This is a genomic window from Streptomyces sp. NPDC091292, from assembly GCF_044757265.1.
In the GTDB taxonomy this organism is placed as follows: domain Bacteria; phylum Actinomycetota; class Actinomycetes; order Streptomycetales; family Streptomycetaceae; genus Streptomyces.
Genome location: NZ_JBIVUQ010000012.1, coordinates 13,261 through 27,757, shown reverse-complemented (window position 1 = coordinate 27,757; position 14,497 = coordinate 13,261). Strand labels below are relative to the sequence as shown.

The window sequence follows — 14,497 nt, the reverse complement described above, 5'->3', positions numbered from 1 at the left end:
TGCCGAGGGGCAGGCACCAGCGGACTAGGTCGATGGTTCCGCTGCCTGGTCCTCCGGGCCGATATCCCCCGGTGGTAGCGCCGTTAGCTTCGCTCTATGCGTATGCGTATAGGAATTCTTGGAACCGGACATGTGGCCCGTGCTCTCGCCGGGGGATGGAAGTCGGCGGGGCATGAGGTCGTTCTGGGGTCGCGGGACCCCGAGGGGCGGGTGGGGCTCGGATTCGTGGTGGAAGGGGTCGCCGAGGCGGTGGCCCACGCGGAAGTCGTGGTGAACGCCACGCCGGGCACCGTCTCGGTGGATCTACTCAGAGAGATCGGCGCACGGGCCCTGGACGGCAAGATCCTGATCGACGTCGGCGTCGGCCTCTCCGACGACTACACCGAACTCGCCCACCCCAACAGCAGCCTGGGCGAACAGATCCAGGCCGCGTTCCCCCGTACCCCGGTCGTGAAGACGCTCTGCACGATGGACTCGACGGTGATGACCGACCCGGCCGCCCTGACGGGCCCGAGCACCGTCTTCCTCTCCGGCGACGCCCCGGAGGCCAAGCGGACCACGGCCCGCCTCCTCACCGACCTCGGCTGGCCCCCGTCGACCCACCTGGACCTGGGCGGCATCACCACGGCGCGCGGCCAGGAACATTTTGCCCTCTTGTTCATGGGCATCGCGAACGGTTTGGGAGCCCACGATTTCAACATCGCGGTGGTTCCCCGCCGAGTGGCTGACTGATCCGACGTGGGGGGGGGCAGCCGGTCACAGCGTGCCACCGTTCCACAGGCAGGCCCCGGTGTGGATGAAGCCTCGGTGTGACGAGCTGTTGCCCATCCAGACGAGGGGGGCGAAGGTGCCGGCCGCCAAGTCCTGTTGGGTGAGGGGGGCGTGGCAGGAGACGCAGATGGGCCGGCTCTTGTGGGCGGCGGTGCGGGCTCGTAGGAGTGCGGTTTGTTGTGGGGTGGCGGTGGGGCAGGAGTACGGTGCCCAGCCGGTACCGGCCTGGAGGTTGACGCCTGCCCCGGGTGCGAGGTCATCGGCGCACCATACGCACGCGGCGCCCGTGTTCTGTTGGTCGGTGAGCTGACGCATGCCCGGGATCTCGAAGAACTGGAGGTCGGCCAGGTCCTGGTCTTCGGCGGCGCTCATCGGCGGGTCTCCCTCAGCGCGCGGCGCAGAACGGTGCCCGGCTCGCACTTCCGCTGGTCGGTGTTGCACTGCGCGCAGGTGATGGTGTGCTCGATCAGCGCTTCGTACGCGACGGCGGCGTCGGGGAGCATCACGCTGCGGCCGTCTTCGGTGAGGGTGAACAGGCTGCGGGTCATACCCGTGTCCCTACGGCGATGGTGTCGGCCCCGGCCAGTTTGGCCATGGCCCGCAGCACGATCGCGAGGCGGCGGTCGCCCAGTGACTCCAGGTTCCAGAACGTGATGTTGCGGGGAAATCGGACCGCGACGATGAGGGCGAGGAACGCCTTGTCCGATGACGTGAGCCCAGGCGCCCGGGGGTACCGGGCCTCGAACGCCAGCCAGTCGTACGACACCGCACCGCCGTCGTGTTCGGCGACGAGAATCCGCCGCACGCACTCCCGCGCCAGTAACTCGTCTTCTTCGATGAGTGCGGCCAAGGCGAAGCGTTCACAGGGGGGGTTGGTGCCGTACCCAGGCGGTGAGTCGGTCGGACAGTAAGGGTGCCGTTTCGGTCGGGTCCGGGTCGGTTGTGTGGTGTGGCACGTCGACTCCTTCAACTGGTCGGCCACGCCCCGGGCTCGCTAGCGCGATCACCGGGGTACTTGCTGTGGCACCTCCCTCACTCTTGCGAGTTGAGGCGGGCGTTCCTACTGCGGCCCGAGAACGTTAGGTACACAGTGGAAGGGCTCCAGAAAGCGTCCCTAACGTCCTGGGGGTACTTGTGAACGAAGCACTGCGCCGCGCGATGGCCGAAGCACATGTGGGTGACCGTGAGTTGGCCGAACAGTGTGGCGTCGACGTCAAGACGATCGGCCGGTGGCTCACCCAGACGGGCCGCGTGCCCCGGGCACGCCACCGGTGGGCCGTCTGCAAAGCGCTCGGGGAGGACGAGGCCGTGTTGTGGCCAGTGGCGGCGAAGAAGGCGATCAAGGTTGGTCCGGACAGGGAAGTCGTCTCCGTGTACCCGTACCGATCCGGCTGCCCCGCCTCACTGTGGCGATCACTGATTGGCAACGCCAGGCGGGAACTGACCTTCGCCGGGTACACCAATTACTTCCTCTGGCTGGAACAGGCCAGATTCGGCAAGGAGTTGGGGCGGAAGGCGGCGCAAGGGTGCCGCGTACGCTTCCTGCTCGGGGATCCCGACAGCGATCTCACACGGACACGCGAGCAGGACGAAGATGTCGCGCTCACCCTGTCGACACGTATCCGCGTGACGCTCGCCGAGCTGGAGAAGATCAAGGGGCAGTCGGGCATCGACGCGCGGTACAGCGACGGACACGCCCATCTGTCCGTGTTCCGCTTCGATGACGACATGATCGTCACCCCTCTGTTGACACACAGCGTCGGACACGATGCCCCCACGCTGCACCTGCGCAGACATCAGGACGACGGCATGTTCGATCGCTTCGCCTCGCATGTCGAGGAGTTGTGGAACCGGGGCACCCCGGTATGGGAAGGGGAGACTGATGGGCAGGCGTGACTACGAGGACGATCCGGACGCGCCCGAGGCGAACAGTCTCGTACCGGCCGCCTCCGTCGTCGTGGTCGACCAGGCAGGGCGCGTGCTGCTTCAGCGCCGGGCCGACAACGGTATGTGGGCACTCCCCGGGGGCGCGATGAACATCGGCGAGTCCCTGCCGGAGTGTGCCGTCCGCGAGACCCGCGAGGAAACGGGACTCGACGTCGAGATCGTCGGCCTCGTCGGCACGTACACCAATCCACGGCACGTCTTCGCCTACGACGACGGCGAGGTGCGGCAGGAGTTCTCCATCTGCTTCCTGGCACGCCCGGTGACCGGCGAGATCAGGGTCTCCGACGAGTCGACGGACGTCCGCTGGTTCGACCCGGCGGAGATCGACACCCTGCCCATGGTGTCCGGCATCCGCAAGCGCGTGAACGACTGGCGCGGCGGCACGATGCCTGCCTTCCGGTGACCGGGGTGTCATCGCTGGGCATCTGTGCCATGCAGAACCTCGTACGCACCGCAGCCCTGGCCACCACTACCGCTTGAGTGCCCTGTACCGCTTGAGCAGCGCCGTGATCCGCGCCTGGTCCGCGGGTCCGTTGAGTTCGGTCAGCAGGTCGTCAGGGCAGAGTTCGTAGAGGTCACCCCACCACCCCCGCCGTCGGTTGTCCCAGATCCGGTAGCCCCCGGGCACACCTCTGGCGACGTAGCGCCTCCGACTCACATCCCCTCCCCGTCCTCAGCGGCACGAGCCTTGCCCGATCGACGGGAACACGCAAGGGATTACGGCCGAGGGAGAGATGTTCCGGACGTTCGGAGAAGAGGACGCGGACAGCCGGTCAGAGCGTGCTTCCGTTCCGTAGGCACGGCCCGGTGTGGACGAAGCCTCGGTGGGGCGAGCTGTATCCCATCCAGGCGAGGGGGACGAAGGCGCCCTCCTCTAACTCCGCCTCGGTGATGGGGTGGTGGCATGAGATGCAGACCGGTGGGCCCTTGTCGACCGCGACGCGGGCCCGTAGCAGAGCGGTCTGCCCGGACGTGGCCTCCGCGCACAACCGATCCCCGACGAGGACAGCGGCCTCGCACGGTTCGCACGAGGTCCAGTGGAGGTACAGGGTCCTGTACGTACTGACGACGGCGGTGCGGATCGGGTAGCAGGTGGGGCAGGAGTGGGGTGCCCAGCCGATGCCGGCGTGGAGGTTGATGCCGGTGGCGGGGGTGAGGGGTTCGGCACACCATACGCAGGCGGCGCCGGTGTTCTGTTCGGTGGTGAGTTGGCGCATGTGGGGGATCTCGAAGAACTGGAGGTCGGTGAGGTCCTGGTCTTCGGTGGCGCTCATCGGCGGGTCTCCCTCAGCGCGCGGCGCTGGCGTTGGTCGGTATTGCAGTGCGCGCAGGTGACGGTGTGTTCGATCAGATTTTTGTACGCAACTGCGGCGTCGGGGAGCATCACGCTGCGGCCGTCCTCGGTGAGGGTGAACAGGCTCCGGGTCATACCCGTGTCCCGACGGCGATGGTGTCGGAGCCGGCGAGTTTGGCCATCGCCCGTAGCACGATCGCGAGGCGGCGGTCGCCCAGTGACTCCAGGTTCCAGAAGGTGATGTTGCGGGGGAAGCGGACCGCGACGATCAGCGCGAGAAACGCCTTGTCGGATGACGTGAGTCCGGGCGCCCGGGGGTATCGGGCCTCGAACGCCAGCCAGTCGCACGACACCGTCCCGCCGTCGTGTTCGGCGACGAGAATCCGCCGCACACACTCCCGCGCCAGTAACTCGTCTTCTTCGATGAGTGCGGCCAAGGCGAAGCGTTCACAGGGGGGTTGATCCCGTACCCAGGTGGTGAGTCGGTCGGTCAGCAGGGGAGTGTCCGGCGGAGGAGCCGGGTTCGGGTTCTTGGTGGGAGGTTCCGCGGCGGCGGCACTGGCGTCCATGCCAGGAAGCTATGGTGACCGCGAGATGGCCAACAGTCACGCTTCGTGGCTGTTGGCCAGGCCGCCGCCCCGTGACGGACACGTTCCGTGTCCCTTACTCCGGGCCGAAGAACGCCGCCAAGTCCCGGTGCTGCGTGGAGATGCGGCGCCGCTTGCTCGTTCTGGTGATCGTGCGGAATGTGCCTACTGCCATGCGCTGATGGCGCAACCACTCCGGGGTCTCGTCCCACAGGGACCACAGAATTCCGGTGGACTCGTCGAACTGCCGCAGCATCACATGCGCCTGGGCAACGTCGAGCATATGCCGACGCATGAACAACCGGTCCTTCTTGTCCTTGGCACGGGGCAATCGGGCGGACAGTCCGAGAACTCGGTCCGGCCGTTCCGCCACCAGATGGTTCTCGATCCCCTGAAAGGCGACGGTCCGCCAGTCGAAGCGCCCCCAGCTCGACAGCTCCGCCACCTGCCCGCCACCGAGCGCCGCTCCGGCGGTACGCCCCAGGCGCAGCATCTCCCTGGCCTCCTGGGGCCGGTTGTTCCGGGCCGCAGCCGCGCTCGCGTGGACCAGCAGCTTGCCCCAGGCGCCCAGCGCGGGCCTGCTGGCCCGGGAGATGCGCGGCTCGACGGCCTCTGCGGCGGCGATGCTGACCTGTTCGGCCTCGTCCAGGCGCCCTTGTCTGATGAGCAGCCATCCCTGCTGGTAGACGGCGCCGGCGATCAGGCCCTTGTCATCGACCCGTGCCGCATCGGTGATGGCGTCCCTGAGCGCGATGTGCGCGAGGTCGTAGGCGCGTACCTGCGTGAGATACCGGCCCGCCATCTGAAGGATGTTCGAGCGCACGCGCAAGGCGTCCCCGTGCTGCGGGGAACCGCTGAAATGCCCCACGGCATCGTGTGACGCGCGTACGAGAGAAGGCAGCACCTCGGCGACGTAGCTGTAGTCGTCGTTGTAGTAGGCGTATGCCTGGCCCACCTTGTGTGCTGCCGAGCGGAGTTGGTCCAAGTCCGGCTCGGCCCAGGTGGAGTTGCCGGTGTCGAGGCGCCCGGAGTGCGTCACGGCGGGAGCGATGGCCTGCCGTAACGGCATGAGGGGGATGTTGTCGTCGTCCGACCGGGTCGTGGAGTGCGGACCGCTCGTCTCGAAGAGCCTGGATGTGCGGACTCCGAGGGCTCGGGCCAGCGCGTGATAGCTCTCCAACCGGGCGGTACCGCCCCGTTCGAGCTTCTTCACGACGCCGAGGCTGACCTTGGATCGTTCGGCAAGTCCCTCCTGGGTCATTCCCCGGCCGAGCCGGAGTTCCTTGAGGGTCTCGCCGGGAAGCGGGGAAGCGGCGTTGTGCTCGCGCATAATGGCTCCCATTGCGTAGCTGACACTCGCAATGTACGCCCGGACCAAGTCCAGGACGTATGGCCTGTGGCCCTCGCCCACGCGCGGGGGCTGCGTCGCGGCCGACTGAACTCTGGACTCGCTGAAAGTCGCCTTAAAGGTGGCGCCGGAGATGGGCGAGCTGCACCCCATGTGCCATGAGGTCGTGAGAGTAGTCTTCGCCATGCACCAGCGGACCCGTCCGGACCTGATGACGATGGCCCAGCGAGTCGGTCTGACGGATTGACGCCTGTAGCCGGTAGGCCAGTTGGGATCAAACGAGGTGTGGCCGTCCGCCTCCCGACGTTCACCCCTCGTCCGGATCGGGCTGGCTAGTTGACGATGCCTGATTGAGTGCCATGCCCACAGGAGCGGGACCACATGGGGGCCCGCTTTCCGAAGTAGAGCGCGAGGGGACCACCCCCGCACGCGCGGGGACCACAGGCTCTCGCCGTTGAGCGTTGTAACTACCTTGGGACCACCCCCGCACGCGCGGGGACCACTCCCTCAGAAACCTGTGCACGGGAGCCCCCCTGGGACCACCCCCGCACGCGCGGGGACCACCCGTTACCCGAACGGCCCCGGGGGCCGCCGGAGGGACCACCCCCGCACGCGCGGGGACCACTCTCACCGCCTCCTTCGTCCACGCCGGCGGATGGGACCACCCCCGCACGCGCGGGGACCACCACCCCCGTCTTGGGTGTCAACAATTGAAGACGGGACCACCCCCGCACGCGCGGGGACCACCCGTTACCCGAACGGCCCCGGGGGCCGCCGGAGGGACCACCCCCGCACGCGCGGGGACCACCGAGGTACAGGCCCAGGAAGAGACCGAATTCGGGGACCACCCCCGCACGCGCGGGGACCACATCCCGTCAGGGGTGGCCTCGGACTGGTACAGGGGACCACCCCCGCACGCGCGGGGACCACAGGCCCTGACCTGGTGCTTTAGGGACGGACGGTGCCGTTTTTCTTTACTTTCAGGGGAACGGACATACCGACCATTCGCTCCTCGTTGGCGAGATGTCGCAACCCTATTGCCCCGGCACCCCATCTACCGCTTCCCGTGCCGGAGGCAAAAACGCGTGCAACCACCGCTCCGTATGCGCCACATGCGCCGACGCCGCCGCCCCCGCCGCCACCGGATCCCGGTTCGCGATCGCCGTCGCGATCGCCCGGTGGTCCTCGTCGCTTGCCCGCTTGATGCGGGCGCCCTCCGGGAGGGTGAAGACCTGGTATGCGCGGGAGCGGGCGCGGAATACGCCCAGGAGCGACTTCAGTGTCGGGTTGCCTCCGATATGGGCGATCTCGGCGTGGAAATCCTGGTCGAGGGCCGACACCCGCTCCGGGTCCTCCGTCGCCTCCATCGCCTCCATGTATTCGAAGATCGTGGACAGGGACTCCGGTGTGATGCGGGCCGCCGCCTGTGCCGCCGCGTGCGACTCCAGGACCCGCCTTATCTCGTACATCTCCAACAGGCCCGCGAGCGGGAGCAGGTCCACCGTCAGCGAGAGGCTTCCTACGATGTCCTCCGGGCGGAGCTGCGACACATACGTGCCCGAGCCATGCCTCGGTTCGATCACCCCCAGCGCCGCGAGCATCCGCACCCCCTCGCGCAACGAACCCCGCGACACGCCGAGTTCCTCGCACAGCTCGCCCTCCGGCGGAATGCGCTGCCCGGCGACGAGCCGGCCGTCGGCAATCATGCGCCGTAGGCCGTGGAACGCCTGGTCCACTGCGGACATCGCTTCCCCTCCCGAGACCTGAGCGCCGCGGGCCCGCCCTGTCGCCCACGGTCGAATGTGCCCCCGATTGTGCCCCCGATCCTACAGACGTGTCCCGACCGTCGGCCGGAGAGTTGTCCGATCTCTTCCCCCACCCCCTCAGCCAGTCATCAGATGACTTGACCTCCCCCCACGTAACCACCACGTGAACACTCTTGTTTTTCTCCGACATCCGGTGCCAAGATGCCGCGCAAGTCGTCGGAGTCATCAGACCTCTTCCAGAGGCCGTCCGATGAGTCCGTCCGATGAGTCCACCGATCCATCGCCCAGCCGGCACGACCTAGGGGAGATCTTGAACCACGTGAGCGAGACCGGTGTCACCACGGCGCCCCGCCCCCTCCTCCTCGCCGACGGCCGTCCGGCCCGCGAGGCATGGTCGCTGCTCGGCGCGCACCGGCACCTCAACCACGGGTCGTTCGGCGCGGTCCCGCTCGTCGCCCAGCGGGAACAGCAGCGACTCCGCGAGGAGATGGACGCCTCACCCGGCACCTGGTTCCCGAGCCTGAACACCCGCGTCGCCGCCGCCCGGACCGAGATCGCCGCCTTCCTCCGCGTCCCGGCCGACGACCTCGCCCTCGTCCCCAACGCCAGCGGCGGCGCCAGCGTCGTCTACGCCAACCTCCCCACCAGGGACCACGGCGAGATCGTCGTCACCGACCACGGCTACGGCGCCGTGACCATGGGCGCCCAGCGCCTCGCCCGCCGCTGGGGCGGCACCGTCCGTACCGCGCACGTCCCGCTGGACGCCGGCGAGGACGAGGCGTACGAGGCGATCGCCGCCCATCTCACCGACGCCACCGGGCTCATCGTCCTCGACCACATCACCTCGGCCACCGCCCGCTGGATGCCGGTCGAACGGATCGGCGCGCTGGCCCGCGAGCGCGGCATCCCGCTGCTCGTGGACGGCGCCCACGTCCCCGGCCTCGCGGAAGACCCCCTCGCCGGACTCGACTGCGACGCCTGGATCGGCAATCTGCACAAGTTCGGCTGCGCACCGCGCGGTACGGCGGCCCTGGTCGCCCGGGGCCCGCTGCGGGACGCGCTCTACCCGCTGATCGACTCGTGGGGCGCTGAGGAACCGTACCCGCACCGCTTCGACACCCAGGGCACCCTCGACGTCACGAGCTACCTCGCGACACCGACATCGCTCGACTTCATCGACACAGCATGGGGCTGGGACACCGCCCGTACCTACATGCGGGACCTCGCCGACTACGCGGAACGCCTCATCGCGGACGCCTTCGCCGAGGCCACCGGCGCCGGCACCGACGCCCGCGTAGATGTCGGCATGCCCGTCAGCGCGCTGCGGCTCGTCCGCCTCCCCGAAGGGCTCGGCACCACCCACCCCGACGCCGACGCCCTGCGCGACCGGGTCGCCGCCGAACTCGGCTTCGAGGCCGCCTTCACCAGCTTCGGCGGCGCCGGGTACTTCCGGCTGTCGACCCACGTCTACAACACGGCCGCCGACTTCGAGGACTTCGTCGAGCGCTGCGTTCCCGTGCTCGTCGAGTGGGCCCGCGCCGCCCCGCAGGCGTAACCGCCCGCACCCGTCATCAACAGATCACCCCTGAACCGGGAGGACACCAGTGTTGAGCAGAAGAAGGGCCGCCACGGCCCTCGGTCTCGCCTCCGCTCTCGTGCTGTCGGGCTGTGCCGCGGGCGGAGGCGGCGCCGCCGACGGCACCGTCACCCTGCACATGGTCGAGAGCCTCACCAACCCGACCCGTACGGCGGTCCTGAAGGACCTCATAGCCCAGTTCGAGAAGCAGAACTCCAAGATCAAGGTCGATCTGATCTCGCCGCCCACCGACCAGGCGGACCAGAAGATCCAGCAGATGCTCCAGTCCGGCAGCGGCGTCGACGCGCTGGAGGTCCGTGACATCACGTCGGGCCCGTGGTCGACCAACGGCTGGCTGTACGACATGAGCAAGGACCTGAAGGGCTGGCCCGGCTGGGACGAGCTGACGGACAACACCGTCAAGTACGCGAAGGACGCCAAGGGCCGCACGTTCTACATCCCGTACGGCTTCTATGGGCTGAGCCTCTTCTACCGCAGCGACCTGGTGACCGGCGCCGGCTTCCAGAACCCGCCCGCGAGCTGGGACGATCTGCTGGAGCAGGCCACCGCGATCCAGAACCCGGGCAAGCGGCAGTACGGGTACGCGTTCCGGGGCGGGACGAACGCCAACAGCAACGCGGTGGCGGTCATCGAGGCGTACGTCGCCGACCGGATCGACCGGGAGAACGGCTTCAAGCTCACCGACGGCAGCACGATCTTCTCGGCGCCGGAAGCGCTCGACGCGCTGAAGACGTACTTCGCCCTGTTCAAGAAGGCGTCGCCGCCGTCGTCCGTCGCCTGGGGCTACCCGGAGATGGTGGAGGGCTTCTCCAACGGCTCGACCGCGTTCCTGCTCCAGGACCCCGAGGTCATCGCGACGCTCGGTGAGTCGAAGGCGATCAGTCAGAAGCAGTGGACGACGGCGCCGCTGCTGACCGGGCCCAGCGGCAAGGCCGTGCAGCCGGTGGCGACCGCGGGCTGGGGGATCGCGTCGGGCAGCAAGCACAAGGCGGAGGCCACCAAGCTGATCAAGTTCCTCGCGGAGGGCGACGCGGCGACCACGTTTGGCAAGAAGAACAGCCTGGTGCCGATCCTCAAGAGCGCGGCGGACGACCCGTACTACAGGACGGGCGCCTGGGCGAGCTACGTGAAGATGACGGAGAACCCGGACGCGTACATCACGGTGGTGCAGCCGCGCGGATCGTCGTGGTGGACCGAGTGGATCCAGAAGTCCGACGCGGACATCCAGAAGGTGCTGCTCGGCAAGATGACGCCCGAGGATCTGCTCAAGGGCTGGGACGCGTACTGGACCGGTAAGTGGAAGAGCGAGTGAAGACTCTGGAGCCGTCCGCCCCCGCGGAGCCGGCCGAGGCTCCGCGGCCGGCGCCGCCCGTCCACTCGCGCCGCCGCCCCGTCTTCACCGGCCGCCAGGGCCTCACCATCGCCGCCTTCCTGGCCCCGGCCGCCCTCTTCGTCGCCGCGTTCATCTACTACCCGATGATCGCGGGCGGTCAGATGGCCTTCCGCAACTGGAACCTCAACGACCTCACGGACACATCCTGGGTCGGCCTCAAGAACTTCCGGGACATCTTCACCGACCCGGTGTTCGGTACGGTCCTCAGCAATACGGGGATCTGGGTCGTCGGTTCGATCGTGCCGCAGTTCGTCATCGGGTTCGCCATCGCGCTGTGGCTGCGGCGCCGTTTCCGCTTCCGCGGGCTCTATCAGGCGCTGATCTTCTTCCCGTGGGCGATCTCGGGATTCCTGATCGGCATCCTGTTCCGCTGGATGTTCAACAGCGAATTCGGCGTCGTGAACGACCTGTTGGAGAAGGCCGGCATCATCCATGAGCCGATTCCCTGGCTCGCCGACCCGAAGACGGCGATGGCGGCTGTCGTCATCGCGAACATCTGGTACGGGGTCACGTTCTTCGCCATTATGATCCTCGCCGCTCTCCAGTCCATTCCGGACGAGATCTACGAGGCCGCCGAGATCGACGGCGCCGGCAAGGTCCGTACCCTCTTCCAGGTCACCATCCCCTCCATCAGGGGAACGCTGTCGCTGACCGTGCTGCTGAGGGTCATCTGGATATTCAACTTCCCCGACCTCATCTTCGCGATGACCGGCGGCGGACCGTCCAACGAGACGCACATCGTGACCACCTGGATGATCACGGTGACCCAGCAGGGCGACTACGGAAGGGCGTCGGCGATCGGCCTGATCGTCGTCGCGATCCTCATCGTCTTCTCCCTCTTCCACCTCACGGCCACGCGCGAGAAGAAAGGAAAGTACCTGTGATCGGGAAGGAGTCCACCGCCGGGCGCACGGTCCGTGTCGTCTTTCTCTCCCTCTGGCTCGTCGTCACGGTGTTTCCGCTGTACTGGATCACCATCACCTCGTTCAAGAGCCCCGGGACGATCTTTTCCTTCCCTATCTCGTACTGGCCCACGCATTTCTCGTTCGAGAACTACACCGGCCTGTTCCGCGATGCCCAGTTCGGTGTGTATCTCACCAACAGCCTGATCATCGCGACGGCCGCCGGGACGGTGGCCACGGCGATATCGATGCTGTCGGCGTACGTCCTGGCCCGTTTCGAGTTCCGCAGCAAGGGCGCCGTCCTGATGGCGGCGCTCGTCACACAGATGATCCCGTCGTTCATCGCGCTCGGCCCGCTCTACATGATGATGACGGAACTCAACCTGGTGGACAGCAGGTTCGGGCTCACCCTGGTCTATATCGCGGTGTGCATCCCGTTCTGCACGGTCATGCTCCGCGGTTTCTTCGAAAACATCCCGGACGCCCTCGAAGAGGCCGCGATGATCGACGGCTGCTCACGCCTGGGCGCCCTTTTCCGGGTACTGCTCCCCGTCATGCGCCCCGGAATCGTCGCCGCTTTCATCTTCAATTTCGTCAACTGCTGGAACGAACTGTTCCTGTCGGTGACCCTGATGAACGGCGACGACCACAAGACCGTACCGACCGCCCTGAACGGCTTCATCTCCAGCTTCAACATCGACTGGGGCTCGATGTCCGCCGCAGCGGTCCTCACGATCGCCCCCACGATGCTCCTCTTCGCCTTCGCCAGCCGCCACATCGTCCAGGGCCTCACTTCGGGGGCGGTGAAGGGATGAGGCGCTCCCCCTTCACCGACCCCTTTACCGGCCGCCTGTTACCGATTACTTGGTGAAGTACAGGTACTTCCAGGACCCGTAGGTCGTCGAGTTGACGTTGTCGCCCGATGAGCTGTTGATGTACGCCGAGCGCATGCGGGCCTTGATTCCGGACTCGCCGGGGCCCGGGAGGCGGACGGACAGCTTGCCGTTCGTGGGGAGGGCGAAGTACTCCGAGTCCGCGGCGTACCACCTGCCCTGGTAGTAGACCTGGAGGTCGAACCGCATCTGACGGCCCTTGTAGTACGTCATCGTCGTGTTCAGGACCGGGTCGCTGTTCTTGTGGAACCAGTAGTACGTGGTCGAGCCGCCGACCTTGCCCGTCTTGTAGTGCTTCGAGACGGAGGTGGAGAGCTTGACCTTGGCGTACGCCGTGACCTTCACGGTCTTCGGCGCGTACCGCCCGTCGCCCCGGAACACCGCGGTGACGGTGGTGTCCCGCTTCATGTCGACGGTGCCGTAGAAGTTCCCGTTGGAGTTGACCTTCCCGGTCCGCACCAGCTTGTTGGGCTTGTCGGCGCCGTACGGGTTGGCCCAGATCTCGACCGTGCGGTTCTTGTACGTCGAGCCGAGGTGCGCCTTGAAGGAGACGTCCTTGCCGTACGAGTAGACCTTGCCGTTGTTGCTCAGCGTCAGCGTGGTCTTGGCGCGGGAGACGTCGACCTTGTCGGACGCGGAGACGGCCGTGTGCCCCGCGTCACCCGCGTACGCGACCCGGTATGTGACCGTGCCACCCGCGGGCGGGGTGTCCGTGAAGCTGTACGTGCCGTCCGTCTTCAGCTTCACGGCGGGCAGCGCCTTGCCGTTCGGGCTCTCCAGGTCGGTACGGGTGACCGTCAGCGAGACCCCCGCCGGCAGCGGCACGGTCGCGGTGAGCTTGCCCGTGACCGTGAGCTTCTTCGCGCGCGTGGCCTTCGACGGCGCGTTCACCGTCAGGGTCGGCACGTTCAGCGTCGGACCGGTGAGCGCCTTGAGGGTGTAGCGGCCCCCCGAGCCGACGAGCGCGAAGATCCGCGAGGAGTCCGGCGCCCACGTCAGGTCGCCGGTGCCGGTCGAGCTGGTGGTGTAGGTGCGCAGCGGCTTGGTGGCGTCGGGGCGGTAGACGGCGAGCTTGTCGCCGTTGACCTGGGCGACGAGGCCGTTCGCGGCGATGTCGGCGCGCTGCCCGGCGGGGTACTTGCCGGCCTGGGTGAACTTGCCGTCCGCGTACGCGTCCCGCGCGGTGCCGTTGACCAGGACCTGGGCGGAGCCGGGGACGAGGTCGATGTCGCCGATGCCCTCGTTCAGCGTGTAGTCGCCGTCGTGCCAGGCGACCATCTGCGGCGCGTCGCCCGAGACGTCCACGACGGCCATCGAGTCCGTGGAGATGCCCGACTGGCCGATGGCCAGCAGGCCGGGGGACGACGGGTCGGTGTCGAGGAGCCCCGGGCCCCAGATCCCGATGTTCCCGTCCCCCTGCGGGAACTGACCGAGCGTCACCGGGTCGGTGCCGCTCGCCGGGTCCACGGCCGGATCGACCGAGCCCAGGTCGCCGTCCCACTGGTCGCCGTACGTGAACCAGACCTTGCCGCCGGCGAAGGCCACGTACCGCGGGCCTGTGTTCGTGGACACGGCGTAGCGCGCCTTGACGTCGAGGGTCGCCGCGTCGAGCGCGACGATCTCGTGGCTGGCGGACGCCGCCGCGTACAGCGTCGTACCGTCCGCGGAGAGTGCCAGGTCGGAGACGCCGCTGATGCCGCTCGCCGAGTCGACGAAGGCGCCGGAGTAGTCGGCGGCCAGGATCTTTCCGGCCGACTTGTCGCCGACGAACACCCGCTTGAGCGTGGCGTCGGCGACGATGCCGCCGGGTGTGGCGACGGTGGCCGACGCCGCCGAAGCGGGCCCGGCCGTGGTGACGGTCAGTGCCGCCGAACTGAAGAGGACCGCGAGCGCCGTCGCGGTCGACATGGTGCGTCTTCGCACAGTGATGTTCCCCCCACAAGGAATCCCGGTGCATGGCGGTGCCTGCCCGGTGAGACGAAGGCGCCGCGCAACACCC

Annotated in this window: 17 protein-coding genes and 1 CRISPR repeat array; of the genes, 7 read left to right on the top strand and 10 right to left on the bottom strand. The window is 67.7% G+C overall.

Annotation, left to right across the window (positions count from 1 at the left end; all coding sequences use genetic code 11):
• Window positions 1-102: 102 nt before the first annotated feature.
• Window positions 103-732: an NADPH-dependent F420 reductase gene (locus ACIQNU_RS27860; RefSeq protein ID WP_401372065.1), complete on the top strand. Its 630-nt coding sequence runs from the start codon at window positions 103-105 to the stop codon at window positions 730-732.
• A gap of 24 nt (window positions 733-756) precedes the next feature.
• Here ACIQNU_RS27860 and ACIQNU_RS27855 read toward each other — a convergent pair whose 3' ends face one another.
• The 3 genes from ACIQNU_RS27855 to ACIQNU_RS27845 are packed head-to-tail and all read right to left on the bottom strand — an operon-like array spanning window position 757 to window position 1,621.
• A complete protein-coding gene (locus tag ACIQNU_RS27855) occupies window positions 757-1,143 on the bottom strand; it encodes a hypothetical protein (protein WP_401371684.1) in 387 nt (128 codons plus the stop codon).
• Window positions 1,140-1,319 carry a hypothetical protein gene (locus ACIQNU_RS27850; RefSeq protein WP_401371682.1) on the bottom strand — a complete coding sequence of 60 codons (180 nt, stop codon included), beginning with the start codon at window positions 1,317-1,319 and terminating at the stop codon, window positions 1,140-1,142. The genes ACIQNU_RS27855 and ACIQNU_RS27850 overlap by 4 nt, the downstream gene beginning before the upstream one ends.
• Window positions 1,316-1,621 (bottom strand): hypothetical protein, encoded by a 306-nt coding sequence (locus ACIQNU_RS27845; protein WP_401371680.1) that lies wholly within the window; start codon window positions 1,619-1,621, stop codon window positions 1,316-1,318. The genes ACIQNU_RS27850 and ACIQNU_RS27845 overlap by 4 nt, the downstream gene beginning before the upstream one ends.
• A gap of 284 nt (window positions 1,622-1,905) precedes the next feature.
• Between ACIQNU_RS27845 and ACIQNU_RS27840 the strand changes: the two genes are divergently transcribed.
• A complete protein-coding gene (locus ACIQNU_RS27840; protein WP_401371678.1) occupies window positions 1,906-2,667 on the top strand; it encodes a DUF5919 domain-containing protein in 762 nt (253 codons plus the stop codon).
• On the top strand, window positions 2,654-3,121 hold the full coding sequence (locus tag ACIQNU_RS27835; protein WP_401371677.1) for an NUDIX domain-containing protein: 468 nt from the start codon (window positions 2,654-2,656) through the stop codon (window positions 3,119-3,121). Before ACIQNU_RS27840 ends, ACIQNU_RS27835 begins: the two co-directional genes overlap by 14 nt.
• Before the next feature lie 66 nt (window positions 3,122-3,187).
• Here ACIQNU_RS27835 and ACIQNU_RS27830 read toward each other — a convergent pair whose 3' ends face one another.
• From ACIQNU_RS27830 to ACIQNU_RS27805, 6 genes are all read right to left on the bottom strand, one after another.
• On the bottom strand, window positions 3,188-3,376 hold the full coding sequence (locus tag ACIQNU_RS27830; RefSeq protein WP_401371675.1) for a hypothetical protein: 189 nt from the start codon (window positions 3,374-3,376) through the stop codon (window positions 3,188-3,190).
• A gap of 115 nt (window positions 3,377-3,491) precedes the next feature.
• Window positions 3,492-3,992 carry a hypothetical protein gene (locus tag ACIQNU_RS27825; protein WP_401371673.1) on the bottom strand — a complete coding sequence of 167 codons (501 nt, stop codon included), beginning with the start codon at window positions 3,990-3,992 and terminating at the stop codon, window positions 3,492-3,494.
• Complete coding sequence (locus ACIQNU_RS27820; protein WP_401371671.1) at window positions 3,989-4,147, bottom strand: hypothetical protein; 159 nt, start codon at window positions 4,145-4,147, stop codon at window positions 3,989-3,991. Before ACIQNU_RS27820 ends, ACIQNU_RS27825 begins: the two co-directional genes overlap by 4 nt.
• A complete protein-coding gene (locus tag ACIQNU_RS27815) occupies window positions 4,144-4,581 on the bottom strand; it encodes a hypothetical protein (protein ID WP_401371669.1) in 438 nt (145 codons plus the stop codon). The genes ACIQNU_RS27820 and ACIQNU_RS27815 overlap by 4 nt, the downstream gene beginning before the upstream one ends.
• A 94-nt stretch (window positions 4,582-4,675) precedes the next feature.
• Complete coding sequence (locus ACIQNU_RS27810; RefSeq protein ID WP_401371668.1) at window positions 4,676-5,929, bottom strand: helix-turn-helix domain-containing protein; 1,254 nt, start codon at window positions 5,927-5,929, stop codon at window positions 4,676-4,678.
• A 370-nt stretch (window positions 5,930-6,299) separates the two neighbouring features.
• Window positions 6,300-6,877: a CRISPR direct-repeat array (repeat unit 29 nt; unit sequence GGGACCACCCCCGCACGCGCGGGGACCAC).
• 104 nt (window positions 6,878-6,981) lie between these two features.
• Entirely contained in the window at window positions 6,982-7,692 is a 711-nt protein-coding gene (locus ACIQNU_RS27805; protein WP_401371667.1) for a FadR/GntR family transcriptional regulator, read from the bottom strand.
• A 340-nt stretch (window positions 7,693-8,032) separates the two neighbouring features.
• Here ACIQNU_RS27805 and ACIQNU_RS27800 point away from each other — a divergent pair, with 340 nt between their 5' ends.
• Genes ACIQNU_RS27800 through ACIQNU_RS27785 form a run of 4 tightly spaced genes read left to right on the top strand, consistent with a single transcriptional unit; the run spans window position 8,033 to window position 12,420 of the window.
• On the top strand, window positions 8,033-9,268 hold the full coding sequence (locus tag ACIQNU_RS27800) for an aminotransferase class V-fold PLP-dependent enzyme (RefSeq protein ID WP_401371665.1): 1,236 nt from the start codon (window positions 8,033-8,035) through the stop codon (window positions 9,266-9,268).
• A 49-nt stretch (window positions 9,269-9,317) separates the two neighbouring features.
• The gene (locus ACIQNU_RS27795; protein ID WP_401371663.1) at window positions 9,318-10,622 is read left to right on the top strand and encodes an ABC transporter substrate-binding protein; all 1,305 of its coding nucleotides are present in this window, start codon (window positions 9,318-9,320) and stop codon (window positions 10,620-10,622) included.
• Between the two features lie 5 nt (window positions 10,623-10,627).
• Window positions 10,628-11,587, top strand: coding sequence for a carbohydrate ABC transporter permease (locus tag ACIQNU_RS27790; protein ID WP_401372063.1), 960 nt, complete (start codon window positions 10,628-10,630; stop codon window positions 11,585-11,587).
• Entirely contained in the window at window positions 11,584-12,420 is an 837-nt protein-coding gene (locus ACIQNU_RS27785; protein WP_401371661.1) for a carbohydrate ABC transporter permease, read from the top strand. The genes ACIQNU_RS27790 and ACIQNU_RS27785 overlap by 4 nt, the downstream gene beginning before the upstream one ends.
• A gap of 45 nt (window positions 12,421-12,465) precedes the next feature.
• Here ACIQNU_RS27785 and ACIQNU_RS27780 read toward each other — a convergent pair whose 3' ends face one another.
• Window positions 12,466-14,406, bottom strand: coding sequence for a YncE family protein (locus tag ACIQNU_RS27780; RefSeq protein ID WP_401371659.1), 1,941 nt, complete (start codon window positions 14,404-14,406; stop codon window positions 12,466-12,468).
• Between the last annotated feature and the right edge of the window lie 91 nt (window positions 14,407-14,497).

Coding starts and splice junctions, on each gene's coding strand:
- ACIQNU_RS27835 (WP_401371677.1), top strand. CDS start 2,654: ATGGGCAGGCGTGACTACGAGGACGATCCGGACGCGCCCGAGGCGAAC.
- ACIQNU_RS27805 (WP_401371667.1), bottom strand. CDS start 7,692: ATGTCCGCAGTGGACCAGGCGTTCCACGGCCTACGGCGCATGATTGCC.
- ACIQNU_RS27820 (WP_401371671.1), bottom strand. CDS start 4,147: ATGACCCGGAGCCTGTTCACCCTCACCGAGGACGGCCGCAGCGTGATG.
- ACIQNU_RS27810 (WP_401371668.1), bottom strand. CDS start 5,929: ATGCGCGAGCACAACGCCGCTTCCCCGCTTCCCGGCGAGACCCTCAAG.
- ACIQNU_RS27855 (WP_401371684.1), bottom strand. CDS start 1,143: ATGAGCGCCGCCGAAGACCAGGACCTGGCCGACCTCCAGTTCTTCGAG.
- ACIQNU_RS27850 (WP_401371682.1), bottom strand. CDS start 1,319: ATGACCCGCAGCCTGTTCACCCTCACCGAAGACGGCCGCAGCGTGATG.
- ACIQNU_RS27815 (WP_401371669.1), bottom strand. CDS start 4,581: ATGGACGCCAGTGCCGCCGCCGCGGAACCTCCCACCAAGAACCCGAAC.
- ACIQNU_RS27860 (WP_401372065.1), top strand. CDS start 103: ATGCGTATAGGAATTCTTGGAACCGGACATGTGGCCCGTGCTCTCGCC.
- ACIQNU_RS27780 (WP_401371659.1), bottom strand. CDS start 14,406: ATGTCGACCGCGACGGCGCTCGCGGTCCTCTTCAGTTCGGCGGCACTG.
- ACIQNU_RS27825 (WP_401371673.1), bottom strand. CDS start 3,992: ATGAGCGCCACCGAAGACCAGGACCTCACCGACCTCCAGTTCTTCGAG.